The sequence below is a fragment of the Streptomyces sp. M41 genome, assembly GCF_043673425.1.
Lineage (GTDB): Bacteria > Actinomycetota > Actinomycetes > Streptomycetales > Streptomycetaceae > Streptomyces.
The window spans coordinates 23,471-40,797 of record NZ_JBIMKE010000046.1; the positions used below are offsets into that span (position 1 = coordinate 23,471).

General features: G+C 72.5%; 17 protein-coding genes and 1 tRNA gene. 8 read left to right on the top strand and 10 right to left on the bottom strand.

What is annotated here, in order from left to right; genetic code table 11:
* Positions 1 to 5 precede the first annotated feature (5 nt).
* Positions 6 to 1,163, bottom strand: a complete 1,158-nt coding sequence (locus ACHBTE_RS34250; RefSeq protein WP_394729383.1) for a Gfo/Idh/MocA family protein — start codon at positions 1,161 to 1,163, stop codon at positions 6 to 8.
* Between the two features lie 111 nt (positions 1,164 to 1,274).
* On the opposite strand from ACHBTE_RS34250, the gene ACHBTE_RS34255 reads away from it, so the two are divergent.
* The gene (locus ACHBTE_RS34255; protein WP_394729385.1) at positions 1,275 to 2,306 is read left to right on the top strand and encodes a LacI family DNA-binding transcriptional regulator; all 1,032 of its coding nucleotides are present in this window, start codon (positions 1,275 to 1,277) and stop codon (positions 2,304 to 2,306) included.
* Between the two features lie 15 nt (positions 2,307 to 2,321).
* Here ACHBTE_RS34255 and ACHBTE_RS34260 read toward each other — a convergent pair whose 3' ends face one another.
* Entirely contained in the window at positions 2,322 to 2,666 is a 345-nt protein-coding gene (locus ACHBTE_RS34260) for a cupin domain-containing protein (protein WP_394729387.1), read from the bottom strand.
* A gap of 330 nt (positions 2,667 to 2,996) precedes the next feature.
* Between ACHBTE_RS34260 and ACHBTE_RS34265 the strand changes: the two genes are divergently transcribed.
* A complete protein-coding gene (locus ACHBTE_RS34265) occupies positions 2,997 to 3,275 on the top strand; it encodes a hypothetical protein (RefSeq protein WP_394729389.1) in 279 nt (92 codons plus the stop codon).
* 247 nt (positions 3,276 to 3,522) lie between these two features.
* A tRNA-Pro gene (locus ACHBTE_RS34270) sits at positions 3,523 to 3,596 on the top strand.
* 72 nt (positions 3,597 to 3,668) lie between these two features.
* Here ACHBTE_RS34270 and ACHBTE_RS34275 read toward each other — a convergent pair.
* Positions 3,669 to 4,103: an ATP-binding protein gene (locus tag ACHBTE_RS34275; protein ID WP_394729391.1), complete on the bottom strand. Its 435-nt coding sequence runs from the start codon at positions 4,101 to 4,103 to the stop codon at positions 3,669 to 3,671.
* Between the two features lie 145 nt (positions 4,104 to 4,248).
* Here ACHBTE_RS34275 and ACHBTE_RS34280 point away from each other — a divergent pair, with 145 nt between their 5' ends.
* Together ACHBTE_RS34280 and glpK are read left to right on the top strand one after the other, a co-directional pair.
* The gene (locus ACHBTE_RS34280; protein WP_394729393.1) at positions 4,249 to 5,016 is read left to right on the top strand and encodes an IclR family transcriptional regulator; all 768 of its coding nucleotides are present in this window, start codon (positions 4,249 to 4,251) and stop codon (positions 5,014 to 5,016) included.
* Between the two features lie 41 nt (positions 5,017 to 5,057).
* Positions 5,058 to 6,572: a glycerol kinase GlpK gene (gene glpK, locus ACHBTE_RS34285; RefSeq protein WP_394729395.1), complete on the top strand. Its 1,515-nt coding sequence runs from the start codon at positions 5,058 to 5,060 to the stop codon at positions 6,570 to 6,572.
* A gap of 74 nt (positions 6,573 to 6,646) precedes the next feature.
* On the opposite strand, the gene ACHBTE_RS34290 is transcribed toward glpK, so the two are convergent.
* The 4 genes from ACHBTE_RS34290 to ACHBTE_RS34305 all read right to left on the bottom strand — a co-directional run bounded on the left by ACHBTE_RS34290 (position 6,647) and on the right by ACHBTE_RS34305 (position 9,782).
* Entirely contained in the window at positions 6,647 to 7,564 is a 918-nt protein-coding gene (locus ACHBTE_RS34290; protein WP_394729397.1) for an ABC transporter permease, read from the bottom strand.
* Positions 7,551 to 8,357 (bottom strand): ABC transporter ATP-binding protein, encoded by an 807-nt coding sequence (locus ACHBTE_RS34295; protein WP_394729399.1) that lies wholly within the window; start codon positions 8,355 to 8,357, stop codon positions 7,551 to 7,553. Before ACHBTE_RS34295 ends, ACHBTE_RS34290 begins: the two co-directional genes overlap by 14 nt.
* Before the next feature lie 38 nt (positions 8,358 to 8,395).
* Positions 8,396 to 9,502, bottom strand: a complete 1,107-nt coding sequence (locus tag ACHBTE_RS34300) for an ABC transporter substrate-binding protein (protein WP_394729401.1) — start codon at positions 9,500 to 9,502, stop codon at positions 8,396 to 8,398.
* Positions 9,503 to 9,680: 178 nt separating this feature from the next.
* The gene (locus tag ACHBTE_RS34305; protein ID WP_394729403.1) at positions 9,681 to 9,782 is read right to left on the bottom strand and encodes a putative leader peptide; all 102 of its coding nucleotides are present in this window, start codon (positions 9,780 to 9,782) and stop codon (positions 9,681 to 9,683) included.
* Between the two features lie 305 nt (positions 9,783 to 10,087).
* Here ACHBTE_RS34305 and ACHBTE_RS34310 point away from each other — a divergent pair, with 305 nt between their 5' ends.
* Entirely contained in the window at positions 10,088 to 11,374 is a 1,287-nt protein-coding gene (locus ACHBTE_RS34310) for an acyl-CoA dehydrogenase family protein (protein ID WP_394729405.1), read from the top strand.
* 63 nt (positions 11,375 to 11,437) lie between these two features.
* Complete coding sequence (locus ACHBTE_RS34315) at positions 11,438 to 11,896, top strand: RrF2 family transcriptional regulator (RefSeq protein WP_394729407.1); 459 nt, start codon at positions 11,438 to 11,440, stop codon at positions 11,894 to 11,896.
* A gap of 46 nt (positions 11,897 to 11,942) precedes the next feature.
* Here ACHBTE_RS34315 and ACHBTE_RS34320 read toward each other — a convergent pair whose 3' ends face one another.
* Positions 11,943 to 12,683, bottom strand: a complete 741-nt coding sequence (locus tag ACHBTE_RS34320; protein ID WP_394729409.1) for a class I SAM-dependent DNA methyltransferase — start codon at positions 12,681 to 12,683, stop codon at positions 11,943 to 11,945.
* Between the two features lie 185 nt (positions 12,684 to 12,868).
* Entirely contained in the window at positions 12,869 to 13,954 is a 1,086-nt protein-coding gene (locus tag ACHBTE_RS34325) for a M12 family metallopeptidase (protein ID WP_394729411.1), read from the bottom strand.
* Between the two features lie 94 nt (positions 13,955 to 14,048).
* Here ACHBTE_RS34325 and ACHBTE_RS34330 point away from each other — a divergent pair, with 94 nt between their 5' ends.
* A complete protein-coding gene (locus tag ACHBTE_RS34330; protein WP_394729413.1) occupies positions 14,049 to 15,878 on the top strand; it encodes a LuxR C-terminal-related transcriptional regulator in 1,830 nt (609 codons plus the stop codon).
* Positions 15,879 to 15,885: 7 nt separating this feature from the next.
* Here the strand turns inward: ACHBTE_RS34330 and ACHBTE_RS34335 are convergent.
* Positions 15,886 to 17,327 (bottom strand): CHAT domain-containing protein (locus ACHBTE_RS34335; protein ID WP_394729415.1); only part of this gene is annotated, 1,442 nt, incomplete at its 5' end.

Below are 17,327 nucleotides of genomic sequence, written 5' to 3' on the forward strand. Positions count from 1 at the left end.
ACGCCCTAAGCGTTCACGGTCACCCAGGCGCGGCTCTCGGCCGAGCGCACCATCGCCTCCAGCACGGCGGCACTGCGCACCGCGTCCTTCAGCGTGGCCCCGTGCGGGGTGCCCTCTTCGACCGAGCGCAGGAAGCGGTACGCCTCGATGACCTTCAGGTCGTCGTAGCCCATGGCGTTCGCCGCGCCCGGCTGGAAGGCGCCGAACTCACCGGCGCCCGGGCCCACGTACACCGTGCCGATCGGCTGGTCCTGGTAGGTCGTGCCGCGGCTGACGCCCAGCTCGTTCATCCGGCGGAAGTCCCAGAAGAGCGCGCCCTTGGTGCCGTGCACCTCGAAGCCGTAGTTGTTCTGCTCGCCGACCGAGACCCGGCAGGCCTCCAGGACGCCCCGGGCGCCGGAGGCGAAGCGCAGCAGGCAGTTGACGTAGTCCTCGTTCTCGACGGGGCCGAGATCGCCGCCGGTGGCCAGGGTGTGGCCGGCCGTCGCGCCGGCGGGGCGGGCGCGCTCCGGGATGAAAACGGCGGTGTCGGCGGTGAGCGAGTCGATGTCGCCGAGCAGGTGGCGGGCGAGGTCGGCGCCGTGCGAGGCGAGGTCGCCGAGGACGCCGCTGCCGCCGCGCTCCTTCTCGTACCGCCAGGTCAGGGCGGCGTCGGGGTGGGCGGCGTAGTCGCTGAAGAGCCGGATGCGGACATGGGTGACCGTGCCGATCTCGCCGGCGGCGATGAGGTCGCGGGCGGCCTCCACGGCGGGCGCGTTGCGGTAGTTGAAGCCGACCGCGGCCTGGACTCCGGCCCCGGCGACGGCGTCGGCGACCGCCCGGGCGTCCGCCGCCGTCAGGCCCACCGGCTTCTCGATCCAGATGTGCTTGCCGGCCTCGGCCATCGTCACGCCGATCTCCCGGTGCAGGAAGTTCGGCGCGGTGATGCTCACCGCCCGCACCCGGGGGTCGGCGGCCACCTCCCGCCAGTCACGCGTGGTGGAGGCGAACCCGAACTGCGCGGCAGCCTCCTCGGCCCGGCCCGGGACCTCCTCGGCGACCGTCACCAGCTGCGGACGCAGGCCCAGCCGCGGGTAGTGGTGCGGGACGCGGGCGTACGCCTGGGTGTGCACCCGGCCCATCCAGCCGAACCCGATGACGGCGACACCGAGCGAATCCACCATGACAGCCCCTCTTTGGACCGGTCCATTTTCTGTCCAACCCACCTTGGGTTCCGTTTCCGCTCGCTGTCAACCCTTTGACAAGCCGTACCAGCTCATGGAACGGTCCAGAGCATGAGACCGCCGACGATCCGCGACGTGGCCGACCGGGCCGGTGTCTCCAAGTCGCTGGTCTCGCTGGTGCTGCGCGGCTCCGACCAGGTGCGCCCGGAGAAGCGCGACGCAGTCCTGCGGGCCGTGCGTGAACTCGGCTACCGGCCCAACGCCGCCGCCCGCAGCCTGAGCGAACAGCGCAGCCGCACGGTCGGCGTCCTCCTCAACGACCTGCGCAACCCCTGGTTCGTCGACATGCTCGACGGCCTCAACTCGCTGTTGCACGACAACGGCCTGCACATGCTGCTCGCCGACGCCCGCCTCAACCGCCGTACCGGACAGGACCCGGCCGGTCCCTTCCTCGACCTCGGGGTCGACGGGCTCGTCGTGGTGGGCACACTGCCCGACCCGGCCGCGCTCGCGGCGGTGGCCGGGCGGATCCCGGTCGTGCTGGCCGGCTCCCGCGAACCGGCGCCGCCCGGCGTGGACGTCGTGGCGGGCGACGACGAGCAGGGCGCCCGGCTGGTCGCCGAGCACCTGATCGGCCTCGGGCACCGCCGGATCGCGCACATCGCGGGCTATGGCGCGGTGGGTGAACTGCGCCGCAGGGCTTTCGAGATGACGGTGCGTCGGCACAGCCTCGGGGAGGAGGCCCCGGTGGAATCCAGCGACATGACCGAGGAGGGCGGCTACCGGGCGACCGTCCGGCTGCTCAGCCGCCCCGAGCGGCCCACGGCCGTCTTCGCCGTGAACGACATCGCCGCCGTCGGCGTGCTCTCGGCGGCCGAGGAGCTGGGGCTGCGGGTCCCGCGCGACCTGTCCGTCGTCGGCTACGACAACACGAGCATCGCCCGCCTGCGGCACGTCTGGCTCACCACGGTCGACAGCACCAGCCACGAGGTCGGCCGCCGAGCGGCCCGCTGCCTCCTGGAGCGCTTCGAAGGCGCCGGGGGAGAGGGGCGGGTCCAACTCGCCACCCCTTCAATGGAGATCCGGGGCTCGACCGCACCGCCGCCAGGGGGAATGACCGCGTCCGCGTCGCTCACGAACTGAGCGCACTCCCGTCGCTCACAGGTTGATCGCGTACGCCTTGCGCAGCGTCTCGTGCACCGTCCACGTCGTACGGTCGCCCTCGCGCAGTACGGCCATGTCGCCCGGCCCGACCCTGAGCGTCGCTCCGCCCTCGACCTCGATGGTGGCCGACCCGCTGATCACGACGAAGAGTTCATCGGCCTCCGTGTCGGTGACCACGCCGGGCGTGATCTGCCAGATGCCCCGCACCTGACGGCCGTCCTCCGACTCCCAGACCACCTTCCCGGTCACCTCGGGCGTCCCGGAGACGATCTGCTCGGACGTGAGGGGCTCGGGTTCGAGCTCGGCGTCGGGGATGTGGAGTACGAAGCTGTGCGTCATGCGGCGACCTTAGCCGGGCGCAGCCGGGCGGCGGCCTGGACACAGTGTGCGGTCCGGGTGCTCCCGGGCGGACACTCCGTCGGCAGCGGCCCGGGACGAAGCCGCGCGGCAACTGATCGGCACGCGCTGACGAGTTGCGCCGACCAGGGCGTCCACCTCGCCCTGTCTTCTCGTCCGTCATTCATATCTAATCGTCCGTCATATGTACCGATCACCCGAACTGGGTTATACGACGGTCTCGCGTATTGTTGCGTCATATGCCTGCTGTGACGCGGGCGGCTCTCGGTATGCCGGGGGCAGGGGAGTTCATGGGTGAAGGGGGAGCAGGGCGTGTCGGCATTTCTCTCGGTGGTGGCCGTCGTCGCGTTCACGGCCACGGCGGGCCTGCCCTGGTGGGTGGTCGCGGCCGTGGCCCTGCTGATCGCGGGGTTCGCCGCGGGGCGGTGCTGGAGCCCGGGCCGGGGGGCCAGGAACGCCTCGGCCCCCGGCCCGGTGGCCCAGCCCGTCTGGTTCTCGGCCGGCAACGGCTCGCCTGTCCGGCCGGTCCCGGCGGCCGTACCCGTGCCGTGCCCGGAGGAGCACGCGGAGAAGGTCCGCAGCGGCCGTTAGGGCCCTTCTGATGGCTCTCCGCGGCGTCGCGACGCCCGGCACGCCCTCTCGCCGCACCGGACAAAAGCCCTAGTAGCTCCGCTACGAGGGCTTCCGCCCGGCACGCCGAGAGCACGCACCGAACGCCGCTCCTTCTCCCGCGGAGAGCCATCAGAAGGGCCCTAGCCGCGGACCGGCGGGTGGGCGCATGCCGCGCATGAGGTAGGGTTGACGTGCATGATCACGCGGTTCGCCGCGGGACGGGCAACGGGACGTGGCGCAGCTTGGTAGCGCACTTGACTGGGGGTCAAGGGGTCGCAGGTTCAAATCCTGTCGTCCCGACGGTTGGTCGAACGGACGGATGGTCCGGGCAGGGGCCTTGGCTCACTTCGGTGAGGCGGGGCCCTTTTCGTTTCAGCACCGCCCGATGTGCAGTTCGGCCCACCGGCTGGTCCCGCCCGCGTGCGCGTCGACGCCGCAGCGGGCCGCCAGCGCGGTGACGATGTCGAGGCCCCGCCCGTGTTCGTCGGGGTCGTGGGCGGGAGCCGCCAGGCCGGCCGGGCACGCGGGCCCCATGTCGGTCACCTCCACCCGGACCGCCCCGCGCAGGTCCGGCCGGCTCCACGACAGGGTCAGCGTCGCCGGGGGCAGGGCGTGCACGACCGCGTTGGTGAGCAGTTCCGAGACGACCAGCAGCACGTCTTCGACCCGGTCCGCGGCGAGATTCCAGTCGGCGAGGACCGCGCGGATGCGCCGCCGTACGCCCGAGACGGCTCCCGGCGTGTGCGGCAGCGAAAAGACGTGCTCGGCTTCCCCGCGAGGCGCGGCAGCGAGCTGCGCTGTTGTCATGTCTCCTCCTCCTGGGGAAGCCCTGTCGGCCACCGACCGGGCCGTGAAGGAAACCTAAAGACGGAAATGAGGGCCGTCAACGAACATAGGTCGGCATTGCCGAACGACAGTCCCGAAGCGGAAAAACCAGGACTACCATCGCTTCATGGCCGGCCCAGTCCAGTCGATAGAGCGGGCGGCGGCGATCCTGCGCCTGCTCGCCTCCGGGTCCCGTCGGCTGGGGCTGGGGGAGGTCGCCTCGTCGCTGGGACTGGCCAAGGGCACCGCCCATGGCATCCTGCGCACCCTTCAGCACGTGGACTTCGTCGAGCAGGACCCGGCGACCGGAAAGTACCAGCTCGGGGCGGCCCTGCTGCACCTCGGCACCAGCTACCTCGACGTCAACGAACTGCGCTCCCGCTCCATCAACTGGGCCGACGCCCTGGCCGCACGCAGCGGGGAGGCCGTCCGCCTCGGCACCCCACTGGAGGGCAAGGTGCTCGTCATCCACCATGTCTTCCGGCCGGACGACACCCTCCAGACCCTCGACGTCGGCGCACTGCTGCCGCTGCACGCCTCCTCGCTCGGCAAGGTCCTGCTCGCCTTCGGGGCCACCCCCGTCGACGCCCTGCTGGAGGAGGCGCCGGAAGCGTACACCCGGCACACCCTGGTCCATCCGGAGCAGCTGGGCCGGGCGCTCGGTGAGATACGGGATCTCGGCTGGGGCGCGGAGGTGCAGGAGATGAGCATGGGCGAAGCCGGCGTCGCCGCGCCGATCCGGGGGCAGGGCGGCCTCGTCGTCGGCGCGATCGGAGTGTCCGGGGCCGTCGAGCGGATCTGCGACACCAAAGGCCGGCCGCTGCCGGCCCTGATCACCGTGCTGCGCGAGGCGGCGCGCGCGATCTCCAGAGACCTGGGCGCGGCCCGCTGGTAGCCCCCAGCACCTCCGCGACACATCGGAAGGCAGGGCCGATCATGGTTGACCGGTATGTGATGTCCATCGACCAGGGCACCACCTCCACCCGATGCATCCTGTTCGACCACGGCGGGCGGCTGGCGGCGGTGGCCCAGCGGGAGCACCAGCAGTACTTCCCACGGCCCGGCTGGGTCGAGCACGACGCCCTCGAGATCTGGCGCAACCTCCAGCGCGTGGTACCCGAGGCGCTCGACTACGCGGGCATCGACGCCGGTCAGATCTCCGCCGTCGGGATCGCCAATCAGCGCGAGACATCGGTGCTCTGGGACCCGCGCACCGGCGTCCCCCTCGGCCGCGCGATCGTCTGGCAGGACACCCGTACCGCCCCGCTCGTCGACGAACTGAGGACGGACCCGGGGGACGACTTCTTCCTCGACCACTGCTGCCTGCCCCCCTCGACCTATTTCTCCGCCCCCCGCATCCGCTGGCTGTTCGACAACGTCGACGGCCTGGAGCGCCGCGCCCGCGACGGCGAGGTGCTCTTCGGCACCATCGAGAGCTGGCTGATCTGGAACCTCACCGGAGGCACCGACGGCGGCCTGCACATCACCGACGCCACCAACGCCAGCCGCACCATGCTCATGGACATCCGCACCCTGACCTGGGACGACGCGCTGATGGACTTCTTCGGGGTCCCGCGGGCGATGCTGCCGGAGATCCGCTCTTCGGCGGAGCGCTACGGCGAGGCCCGCGCCCCGCTGCCCGGCGTGCCCATCACGGCGGCCCTCGGCGACCAGCAGGCGGCCCTGTTCGGCCAGACCTGCTTCTCCCCGGGCGAGGCGAAGTGCACCTACGGAACCGGCAGCTTTCTGGTGATGAACACCGGAACCGACCTCGTACGCTCCGAGCACGGGCTGCTCACCACCGTCGCGTACAAGATCGCCGACCAGCCCACGGTCTACGCACTGGAAGGCCCGATCGCCGTCACCGGCTCGCTGGTCCAGTGGTTCCGGGACCGGCTCGGCCTGATCCACAGCGCCCCCGAGATCGAGACGCTGGCACGCACCGTCGAGGACAACGGCGGCTGCTACATCGTCCCGGCCTTCTCCGGACTGTTCGCACCGCACTGGCGCAGCGACGCCCGCGGGGTCATCGTCGGCCTCACCTCGTACATCACCAAGGGCCACCTGGCCCGGGCGGTCCTGGAGGCCACCGGGTGGCAGACCCGGGAGGTCGTCGACGCGATGAACGCCGACTCCGCGCTCGCCCTGAAGCAGCTGAAGGTCGACGGCGGAATGACCTCCGACCACCTCCTGATGCAGATCCTGGCCGATGTGCTCGACGTGCCCGTCGTACGGCCGCTGGTCCACGAGACCGTGTCGCTGGGCGCGGCCTACGCGGCCGGGCTCGCCGCCGGCTACTGGCCGGACCTCCAGGTCCTGCGCCGCAACTGGCACCGCGCCGCCCAGTGGCTGCCGGACATGGACCCCGAACGACGGGAGTGGGAGTACGCCTCCTGGAAACGGGCCGTCGAGCGGTCGCTGGGGTGGATCCAGTCGCCGGGACGGGACTGAACCGGACGGGACCGACCGGACGGGACCGAGGGGCCGACCGGACGCACGCCGGCCCCACGCTCACGCCGTGCTGTTCAGCGGCCGACCAGGAGCCCCCGTCCCCGCAGCACCCGACGCTCCAGCGGGCTGAAGATCAGCAGGTCGATGGCGATACCGACGAGCAGGATCAGGAAGATGGCCAGGAACACCTGCGGCATGCTGCTGTTGTTGCGTCCGTTCTCCAGCAACTGGCCGAGACCGACGCCGAGATCGGGGGAGGAGGCGATGATCTCGGCGGCCATCAGCGAACGCCAGGAGAACGCCCACCCCTGCTTCAGGCCCGCCAGATAGCCCGGCAGCGCCCCCGGCATCACGATGTGCCAGGCGCCCCGAACCCCCCGCGCGCCGAGCGTGCGTCCGGCGCGCAGGAACAGCGGCGGAATCTGGTCGATGCCGGCGACCAGTCCGTTGGCGATGGACGGGACCGCGCCGAGCAGGATCACCGCGTACATCATCGAGTTGTTCAGGCCCAGCCAGAGCACGGCGGGCGGCACCCAGGCCACCGACGGCAGCGACTGGAGGCCGGACAGGATGGGGCCGATGGCCGCCCGGACGAACCTCACCCGGGCCACCAGCAGTCCGAGCGGTGTGCCGATGGCGAGCGCCAGCAGGAAACCGAGCAGACCGCGTGAGACGGACGTCCAGATGTAGTCGAGGAGCGTCCCCTGGAGCCAGGCCTCGCGCACCTCGCCCCACACGTCCGACGGCGAGGCCAGCTTGTAGGCGGGCGCGACCTCGGCCCACACCAGCAACTGCCAGACCACCAGCACCAGCGCGACCGCGGTGACGGGCGGCAGCACCTTGCGGGTCAGGGTCTCGCGCAGCGGCGTACGGGCGACCTGCACCGAGTCCAGTGCGTCGAGCCCGGCCTCCAGCCCGGCCAGATCGTCGGCGCCCCTCTTGCCGAGGCCGGTCGTGTCCTTGACGGCGACGCCGTCGTCAGTGCTCGCCATGACGGCGGATCTCCCCACGCAGTTCTTCGGTGATCTCGACGGACAGCTCGGCGACCGCGCCGTCCTCGATACGACGCGGATGCGGCAGGCCGATCGTCCACTGCCGGGCGATCCGGCCCGGGCGGGAGGACAGCAGGACGACCCGCTGGGCCAGCTTCACCGCCTCGCGCACGTTGTGCGTGACGAACAGCACCGACACACCCGTCTCCCGCCAGATACGGGTGAGTTCGTCGTGCAGCACGTCCCGCGTGATCGCGTCCAGCGCGGCGAACGGCTCGTCCATCAGCAGCAGCCGGCTGTCCTGGGCGAGCGCCCGGGCCAGCGCGACACGCTGACGCATGCCGCCCGACAGTTCGTGCACCCGCTTGCCGTACGAGCCTTTCAGCCGGACCAGGTCCAGCAGCCGTTCCGCCTCCTGGCGTCGTTCGGCCTTGGCGACTCCCCGCAATTTCAGGGCGAGTTCGATGTTCTTGCCCGCGGTCAGCCACGGGAACAGCGCGTGCTCCTGGAACATCAGGGCGGGCCTGCCGTCCGTGCCGATCGAGCCGGCGGACGGCAGGTCGAGGCCCGCGACCAGGTTGAGCAGAGTGGACTTGCCGCACCCGGATGCCCCCAGGAGGGTGACGAACTCGCCGGGCGCGACATCGAGCGTGATGTCGTCCAGCACGAGCTGCCGCCCGCCGGGTGCGCCCGGCGCCGGGAAGGACTTCGAGACGTGCTCGATCCGGGCGGCGTACGCCACCGCGCGGGCGTCCTCGGCGACCTTCGCGGTGGTGACCGTCGTCGTGGCCATGCTCGTCATCTCCTGGGGACTCGTCGGATGCGGTGCTCTTACTCGACGCCGAGACCGGCGTCGTCGACCTCGCCCTTGCCCTCGGCCCCGAGGACCTTGTTGAGCGGCGTGAGGTCGTAGATGCCCTTGAGATCGGGCTGCTCCAGCAGGCCGGCCTGCACCGCGTGCTCCGCCTCGGTGTCGAGGGTGGCGGCCAGCGGGTCGTCGAGGAAGGTGATCGACTTCCAGGCCGGGTCGATGACCTCGGGGGGCAGGGCCTTGCCGGAGAGCTTCTCCAGCGCCTGGTTGGCGGATGCCTTGGCCTTGTCCGGGTGGGTGTCGATCCACTCGTTGGTCTTCACCGAACCGCGCAGCACGGCCTCGACGACATCCGGGTGCTCCTCGAGGAACTCCTGTCGGACGATGATGTTGGTGATCACGAACTTCTTGTCCGGCCACAGGTCGGCCTCGTCGAGGAGCACCTTGCCGCCCTCGGCGACCAGCTTGGACGCGGTCGGCTCCGGCACCCAGGCGCCGTCGATCGAACCGGACTTGTAGGCATCTGGCGTGATCTTGTTGTCGGTGCGGACGACCGAGACGTCACCCTGGCCGCTCTCCGCGTCGACCTTCCAGCCCTGCTCGGCGATCCAGTTGAGCAGCGCCACGTCCTGGGTGTTGCCGAGCTGCGGGGTGGCGATCTTCTTGCCCTTGACGTCCTTGAGGGACTTGACCTTCTCCGGGTTCACCACGAGCTTCACGCCGCCCGACGCCGAACCGGAGACGATCCGCAGGTTCTTGCCGCCGGACTTGAGGTAGCCGTTGATCGCCGGGGACGGGCCGATCCAGCCGATGTCGATGGAGCCGGAGTTCAGCGCCTCGATCTCCGACGGGCCCGCGTTGAACGTCGACGGCTTGATCGTGGTGCCGCCGAGCTCCTTCTGGAACAGGCCCTCCTGGAGGCCGACCAGGGCGGTGGCGTGCGTGAGGTTGGGGAAGTAGCCGATCTTCACCTCGTCGACGGAGAGCTTCTTGCCCTCCGCCGCGACCTCGGCCTGCTTGCCGTCGTCGGCGGATTCGGCGCCGTAGCCGCAGGCGGTCAGCAGCAGAGGGAGCGCCGCTATGACGGCGAAGGTGCGCAGAGTCGTGAGCGGTCTTGCGGCAGACACGGAGGTGTCCTCTCAGGGAAAAGTGATCAGGGAGGTGCGGCATGCGCGTGGGGCGGGCGAGAGCGACAAGCGGGTGCGGAGCCTGTCGGGTCCGCACCGGCACACCACGCGCCCGCCGGCCCGGTGGGGGCGGCAGGGGTTCAGCGGTGTGGGGGACGCGTGCGTTTCGCGGAGAGTCTCAGGCGAGCCGACAGATGGCGCTGGACGTGCGGCCGAAGTCGATGTGGCGGCGTGAGGTCAGGAAGGACGAGAACGGGTCGGTGAGGTCGCGCATGCTCATGGCCACCCCACCCCACAGATCCCTAGTTTTCCTACCTGGTTGATGGGGATCGTGGCAGAAGGTTGCCGCCGCCCCAAGAGGCATTTCATATGCTGGACGCTCTCATCTCTCCATTTGGGACGACGGGCGTTCCCGGGGCTCGGTGCGGGGCGGGAATCGGCCAAGGCGACTCACTTTCCCTGTATTTCCGATCGAATTACTAGGGAAGTGTTGACCCTCCTCACCGGAGCGCGTGAGGATGACGTCGACCGGGTCGGCCGGACAGCCCGGGTCAGCGTTCTCCTCTGCCGAGAAGGAAGTCCGCCATGTCAAGCGCAGCACCGGCCGACGAGGTGACGGAAGCCGAGGCCGGAGCCGAGCCGGCCGACTGGCGGCACATCGCCGGCGAGTTGGCGGACGACCTGGCCACCGACGCGGCCGAGCGCGAGCAGGCCGGCAAGCCACCGCTGGACGAGGTGGCGCGGCTGCGCGAGTCGGGCCTGCTGACCCTGCTGGTCCCAACGGCGCTCGGCGGAGGGGGCGGTGACTGGCGTACCGCATATGCGGTCGTGCGGATCCTCGCCGCGGCCGACGGCGCGGTCGGTCAACTCCTGGGCAGCCACTACTTCCTGTCCCAGAGCCCCCGGTTCTTCGCCGGCCCCGAGCGCGCCGCCCGCGTCGAGCGGACGTTCACGGCCGGGCAGTGGTACTGGGGAGGCGGTATCGCCTCCTGCGAGCCCCCGCTCATGCTCACCCCCACGCCCGACGGGTATCTCCTGGACGGCCATCAGAGGTACGGCTGCGCAGTGGGCGTCGCCGACCGGCTCGTGGTCCGGGCCGCCGTCCCCGGCACCGGCGAGCCCCTCGCCGTCCTGGTCGATCCGGCCCACCCGGGTCTGGTGAGCGGCACCGGCGGCGACACCTTCGGGCAGCGGCTGGCGGCCGGCGGCGCCGTGGGCTTCGACTCCGTCCCGGTCGCGAGCGACGGCGTGCTCGGCTCCCTGTCGGCCGACGACGGCGCCCTGTCCCCCTTCACCGGCCTCGCCGCGCCGACCGCTCGACTGGTCTCCGCCCAGTTCTGTCTCGGGCTCGCCGAGGGACTGCTCGGCGAGGTCCGTGAGTACGGCAGGGCGGCGGTGCAGTCCTCGTGGCAGCCGCTCCCCGCCCACCTCTGGCCCGCCGGGGCACCCCACCCCCGGTCGGGCGGCTCACCCGCCCCCTGGCAGGGCGGCCGGCCGCAGGACCCGCTGGTGCTGACCGCGTACGGCGAACTCGCCGTCACCGCACGCGCCGCGTCCGCCCTCGCCGACCAGGCGGTGGCCGCGCTGACCGACGGCCTCGCGCGGGGCGAGGACCTCGACGACGAGGAATGCGCGGAGATCGCCGTCCTCGCCGGTGCGGCCGAGGCCGCCGCCGCCCGGGCCGCACAGGAGATCACGACGCGGGCTCTGGACGCCGTCGGCGCGTCGGCGGCCCTCGCCGGGCACGGCCTGGACCGCTTCTGGCGCGACACGCGGACCCACACCCTGCGCGAGCCGGTCGCCCACCGACTGCGCGAGGTCGGCGACTACTTCCTCAACGGCGTGCATCCTCCGTTCAGCCTTCCCGCCTGACGGCAAGGGGCGGGGCGGCTGGGCGAGCGCTGCCTCGGCAGGGCGGTGAGGGATAATCCCAGCATGCGGATCTCGGCGAGGGCGGACTATGCGGTGCGGGCGGCGTTGGAGCTGGCCGCGGCCGGTGACGACACCTCGCTGAAGGCCGAAGAGATCGCCGAGGCCCAGGGCATCCCGCACAAGTTCCTCGAGGGCATCCTGGGCGATCTGCGCCGGGGCGGCCTCGTGGTCAGCCGGCGGGGCGGCAAGGGCGGCTACCGGCTCGCCCGCCCGGCCGACTCGATCCCCATCGCCGATGTGATCCGCGTGGCGGACGGCCCGCTGGTCTCGGTGCGGGGCGTCCGCCCGCCCGACCTCTCCTACATCGGCCCCGCGGAATCCCTGCTGCCGCTGTGGATCGCCGTACGGGCGAACGTCCGCAAGATCCTCGGCGAGGTCACCCTGGCCCATGTCGCCGCGGCCAAGCTGCCCGACGACGTCGTGAGCCTCGCCGACGACCCCGAGGCGTGGACGAATCCCTGAGCCACCCTGCCATGGGGGAGGGGCCGGTCTCGAGGGGCCGGTCTCCTCAGCCGGCCTGCTTCTCCCATACCGACACGTGCTTGCCGCTCTCGCTGGTGAACGGCGCGCCCGTCCAGTCCTCCCACCGGTCGCGCAGGCGCATCCCGGCGAGCCGGGCCATCAGGTCCAGCTCGGCGGGCCAGACGTACCGGAACGGGACGGACCAGTGCTCGGGGCGGCCGTCGACGAGGGTGACGTAGTGCGAGCTCATCGCCTGGGTGGCGACGTCGTAGGTGTCGAACGCCCAGCGTGTGTCGCTGATGTGGAACGGGACGGCGCTCTGCCCGGGGGGCAGCTTGCGCAGTTCGGGCACGCCCACCTCGACGACGAAGCAGCCACCGGGCCGCAGATGGGAGGCGGCGTTGCGGAAGCAGTCGACCTGCGCGTCCTGGGTCGTCAGATTGCCGATCGTGTTGAAGACGAGGTAGACGAGGGCGAATTCACCCTCGACCCGTGTCGTCGCGAAGTCCCCGATGGTCACGTCGACGGCGTCGCCGCCGGGCTTGGCACGCAGCCGGTCCACCATGGCGCGGGACATGTCGACGCCGTGCACCGGCACCCCGCGGGCGGCCAGCGGCAGCGCGATCCGGCCGGTGCCGACGCCGAGTTCGAGGGCCGGTCCGCCGTCGGCCAGCGCGGCCAGCAGGTCGACCGCCGGGTCCACCACATCCGGGCGGAACATGTCCGCGGCCGAAGCGTCGTAGCCCGCCGCGATGCTCTTCGAGAAGTAACCGTCGTCATCGATCACCCCGGGACCGTACTGCCGTCCGGCCCGCCGGAGCACCCGAATTCCGGGCCCTCGCGACGCCGCGGGGGCAGGCACGGCGTGGCCGGAAAACGTCGCCCTCCCCCGAAGGCGGCGTTTCCCGGCCACATCCCCCGGCGCCGGACTGTGGGCGGTCGGCCGTGCCCGTGCGTGGCGGCTGCGTGCCGTCACCAGCACATGACCGCTGTCTCCCCCGATCCCCAGTCGGAGTAGAGGCGCACCCTGACGAAATAGCGGCGGCCCTTGACCAGGCGGGCCTTGACGGTGGCGTTGCGCGGAGTGCCGCCGTCGTCCTGCGCGGTGAGGTAACGGGGCTCGCCGTCCCGTTCCTCGAAGACCACGACGACCGTGTCGCCGTCGCCGAAGGTGCCCACGGTGTACTCGCGGGTCTCCGGCGGCTCGATGACGAAGTCGGCCTGTCCGGCCGGCCCGAGCCGCAGCGGCACCGAGCGGAACGGCACCAGCTCGGCCGGCCCCGGCGGCCCGGCGGGCGGGTACCAGCGGCGGACGAACTCCTTGTCGGCCTCGGACAGCACGCCCGGCGGGTTGAGACCCGCGCGGAACTGCTCGGGCTCCAGGATCAGCCCGGCCGAGAACGGATACTCCATGATCGACTGCGGGTCCCAGACGGAACCGTTGACCTCGCGCGGATCGAGCTTGCGCAGGATGTTGAAGAACGTCTTGTCCCGGCTCCAGAAGTTCGGCGGCCCCGCGAGATCCGTGTACACGGCCTCGTCGTCCCAGTGGATGCCGGCGAACGGGCTCTGGTGCTCGTGCAGCATGCCGAGCGCGTGCCCGATCTCGTGCAGGGCCGTGCCCCGTTCCCCGGGCACGGTCAGGTCCCAGCCGAAGTTCATGGTGCGTTCGTTCAGGCCGACGCGCAGCGCGTCCTTGCCCACGGTCGACCAGGAGCCGTCCCCGAGCTGGAAGCCGATGCGCAGCTCGGCCTCCGAGCGGTCGCCGACCTCCACGAACGACAGCCCGATGCCGAGCGACCGCCACTCCTCGAAGCACTCGCGCACGACGTCCCGCTGCTTCTTGCCGCCGACCCACGAGACCCGCTGGGCCCGCCCGGCCTCGGGGTCGGTGATCACGGAGCCGTCGGAGTCCCGGTCGAAGAAGTAGTAGTGCAGAACGGTGTTGTTGACCCACATCCGCCGCCCGCTGATGAGCGCGCCGAGCCGTTCGGCGGCCAGCCCCGGCGCGAAGGCGGGTGCCGACGCCTGCGCGAGGGAGCAGTAGCGTGCGGTCATGCGAACAGCCTGCCGACGTCCCGCCCTCGGCGCCTGAGTCGGGGGCTACTCAAATGCCCCTGTATCAAGGGTGAGTCGACGCGCTCTCATTGCCGTGACGACTTTCGACAAGGACGCGAAGACCCTGGACATGCCCTGGCCCTTCACCGGCAGGCAGGCCGAACTGGAGCTGGTCCGGGGGTCCTTCGCGGCCGGTCGGCACGGCATCGTGATCACCGGCCCGGCGGGCTGCGGCAAGACCCGGCTGATGAGCGAGGCCGCCCGCGGCACCGACTGCGCCCGGGTCGCCGGCACCCCCGGCACCCGGCGGATCCGCTTCGCGGCGTTCGCGCACCTCGTGCCCGAGACCGCCTCCCTGCACGAAGCGCTCCAGCACCTGTCGGGCGTACGACTGCTGCTGGTGGACGACGCGCATCTGCTCGACGACGCCTCGGCGGCCCTCGTGCACCAGCTGGCGGTGCACGGCCGGAGCCGTCTGCTGGTCGTCACCGCCGACGGCGCCTCCGCCCCGGGCGCCGTCACCCGCCTGTGGACCGGCGAACTCCTGCCCCGCCTCGCCCTGGAACCGCTGCCCCGCGAGGAGACCGCGCGGCTGCTGGGGCGCGGCACCGGCGGCGGTGACCTCGAGCCCCTCACCGTGAACCGGCTGCACCGCCTGTGCCAGGGCGATCTGCGGCTGCTGCGCGACCTGGTCGGCGCGGTACGCGAGCGCGGACTGCTCACCCCCGTCCCCGGCCCGGACGCGGACCCGGACGAGCGGGCATGGCGTGGCCCGCTGCCGCTCACCCCGACGGTACGGGAACGCACCGCGCACCTCCTCGAGGACGCCCGCCCCGCCGAACGCGAGACCCTCGAACGCCTCGCCTTCGCCGAGCCCCTGCCCCTTGACCTCAACGAACTCGACCTGACGTGCGTGGAACACCTGGAGGCCGCCGCCCTGGTCCGCGTCGACGACCGGGGCGCCGTCCGAATCGCCCACCCCCTGCACGGCCCGGTGCTGCGGGCCGCGGCCGGCCGGCTGCGGGCGAGGCGGCTGTCCCGTACACCGGACCAGTGCGGGCCCGCTCTGGACGCCGAGCGCGCGGCGCTCGCCCGGCGCATCGAGCGGGCCGACGTACGAGCGTTTGCGGCGCCCGTGGGGGAGTGGCTGGTCGCTCAGGGCGCACCGGTGCCGGCCGGATACGCCGCCGTACGCGCCCGGTTCGCGCGGCTGCGCGGGGAGCTGCGCGAGGCGGCGGCTTGGGCGCGGGAAGGGCTGCGGGACGGCGGGGACGACGCGTCCTGCCGTCTCGAACTCGCCCTCGCGACAGCGCAGTCGGGCGATCCGACGGCTGCGCACCAGATCCTGGGTGGCCGCCCCGACGGGGGTGGGGCGGCCACCCGGCCCACAGCGGTCCGCGGCGCCGCCGAAGGGGCCGCCGGGGCGATCACCGCCGACGCCTACGACGCCGTCCGGCACGGCGTCCCCGAGCGCGCCGCGGGCCGGCTGACCGGCGTCTTCGCCGCGCACGCCGACGCGCTGGGCCGCGGCGACGGTCCGGCGCTGGACCGAGTGGCCGAGGAACTCGCGGAGCGCGGCTTCCTGCTCTACGCGGCCGAGGCGCACGCCCAGGCCGTCCGGGCCCACCGCGACCCGCGCGCCGCCCGCACCGCACGCACCCGTGCCGTTGCCCTGGCCCGCCGCTGCCAGGGTGCCCGCACCCCGGCCCTGTCCGGGCTGGTCCTGGGCGAACTGACCGCGCGGCAGCGGCAGATCGTCACGCTGGCGGCCACCGGGCTGAGCAACCGGCAGATCGCCGAGAAGCTCACCCTGTCCGTGCGCACGGTCGGCAACCACCTCTACGGTGCCTACGCCCGCCTCGGCGCCGGTGACCGCGGAGCCCTGCCGTGGCTGGTCGAACTGCCGGACACCCAGCCCGCGTAGGGAGGGCTCAGGCGGCTCCGAACGCCGAGAACGCCCACCCGGTCGCCTGGTGCAGCGCGTCGCCCGGCAGCGCGGCGCGCGCGTCGCGCAGGGCCTCCGCCAGGGAGAGGCCCTCGCTCAGCCCCTTGTGCAGGGCGAGCATCAGGGGCACCACCGCGGCGTCGTTGACCGGCGCGCTGGACGCCACCACCCCCGCCGTGCCCAGCGGCAGCAGCGCGGTGACCAGGCCGAGGAGCTCGTCGGCGCCGACGGAGGCGAACCGGGCGGTGTCGCAGCAGGACAGGATGATCCGGTACGGGCTGCGGTCCAGCCGTTCGAAGTCGTGCACGATGAGCGGGCCGTCGGCCATCCGCAGGTCGGAGAAGAGGGGGCTGTCCGCGCGGAAGGTGCCGTGCGCCGCGATATGGGCGAGCGCGGCCCCGTCGAGTTCCTCCAGTACCCGCGGCACGCGCGCGTCTGCCTGCTCCAGGACGACGGATCCGCCGTACCGGCAGGCCAGATGGGGCACCTCCGCGCCGCCCGTAGCCAGCCCCGGCCCGCGCACCAGCACATGCCGGCCGCCCGGCGGCGGCTCGGTCTCCCGGGCCCGCAGCCAGCTGCTCGCCGACGGCGACACACTGAGCACCCGCTCCCGCAGCGACGGCAGCAACGCCCACGGCACCCGGTGCAGCCGGGCCGGCGGCACGACCACCACGGGGCCCTCGCCCAGCTGGGCCGCGGCCGGGCCGAGCAGCAGCTCCTCCAGACGCCGCCCCGCGGCCTCCACGACCGGCAGCCGCCCCTCGGCGCCCGGATGGGCCAGCCGCCGCAGCCCGGCCTGCACATGCTCGGCCTCGGTCTCTGCCTCGGCCAGGAGCCCCGCCTCGAACCGGCGCACCCGCCCCTGCCCGCACAGCAGCACCTGGACCCGCCCGTCCAGCACGGCGAGCTCCACCAGCCGTATGCCGTCGCCGAGCCGTTCCAGGAGCAGGCCCGGCTCGAAGCGTCGGTCCTCGCCCGGCGAGTCACCGCGCAGATGCAGTGTCCGGGACCGTATCTCCCGTTCCAGGCGCCGCTGTTCCCGCTCCAGCGCCGGCACCGGCCGGGCCTCCATCCGGGCGGCCTCCGCACGGGCCGCGATCTCCCGGAACGCCGTCAGGTCGCTCTGGAGCCCCGGATCGGCCGGCGGCCGGGTGGGGGGCGCCGACAGCGCGGTGGCCCGCCAGCGCTCGCTCCACACCAGCAGCCGTCGCGGGCTGCCCGAGTCCAGGCTCGCCTGCTGGGCCAGCGTGGCCAGCTCCGCGCCCTGCGCGGTGGCCCGGGCCCGCAACTCGGAGGCGCCCAGCGTCATCCGGTGCTCGTCCAGCACGTCCAGACCGCGCCGGCACGCCTCCAGGACGCCCCGTCCCGAGCCCGCCGCCCGGGCCCGCAGCGCCTGCGCCGCCCACCCCGTCATCCGGGCCAGCGGCG

Excerpts from the sequence above, each read along its gene's own strand:
- ACHBTE_RS34250 (WP_394729383.1), bottom strand. The coding sequence starts at position 1,163 with ATGGTGGATTCGCTCGGTGTCGCCGTCATCGGGTTCGGCTGGATGGGC.
- ACHBTE_RS34255 (WP_394729385.1), top strand. The coding sequence starts at position 1,275 with ATGAGACCGCCGACGATCCGCGACGTGGCCGACCGGGCCGGTGTCTCC.
- ACHBTE_RS34260 (WP_394729387.1), bottom strand. The coding sequence starts at position 2,666 with ATGACGCACAGCTTCGTACTCCACATCCCCGACGCCGAGCTCGAACCC.
- ACHBTE_RS34275 (WP_394729391.1), bottom strand. The coding sequence starts at position 4,103 with ATGACAACAGCGCAGCTCGCTGCCGCGCCTCGCGGGGAAGCCGAGCAC.
- ACHBTE_RS34280 (WP_394729393.1), top strand. The coding sequence starts at position 4,249 with ATGGCCGGCCCAGTCCAGTCGATAGAGCGGGCGGCGGCGATCCTGCGC.
- glpK (WP_394729395.1), top strand. The coding sequence starts at position 5,058 with ATGGTTGACCGGTATGTGATGTCCATCGACCAGGGCACCACCTCCACC.
- ACHBTE_RS34290 (WP_394729397.1), bottom strand. The coding sequence starts at position 7,564 with ATGGCGAGCACTGACGACGGCGTCGCCGTCAAGGACACGACCGGCCTC.
- ACHBTE_RS34295 (WP_394729399.1), bottom strand. The coding sequence starts at position 8,357 with ATGGCCACGACGACGGTCACCACCGCGAAGGTCGCCGAGGACGCCCGC.
- ACHBTE_RS34305 (WP_394729403.1), bottom strand. The coding sequence starts at position 9,782 with ATGAGCATGCGCGACCTCACCGACCCGTTCTCGTCCTTCCTGACCTCA.
- ACHBTE_RS34310 (WP_394729405.1), top strand. The coding sequence starts at position 10,088 with ATGTCAAGCGCAGCACCGGCCGACGAGGTGACGGAAGCCGAGGCCGGA.
- ACHBTE_RS34315 (WP_394729407.1), top strand. The coding sequence starts at position 11,438 with ATGCGGATCTCGGCGAGGGCGGACTATGCGGTGCGGGCGGCGTTGGAG.
- ACHBTE_RS34325 (WP_394729411.1), bottom strand. The coding sequence starts at position 13,954 with ATGACCGCACGCTACTGCTCCCTCGCGCAGGCGTCGGCACCCGCCTTC.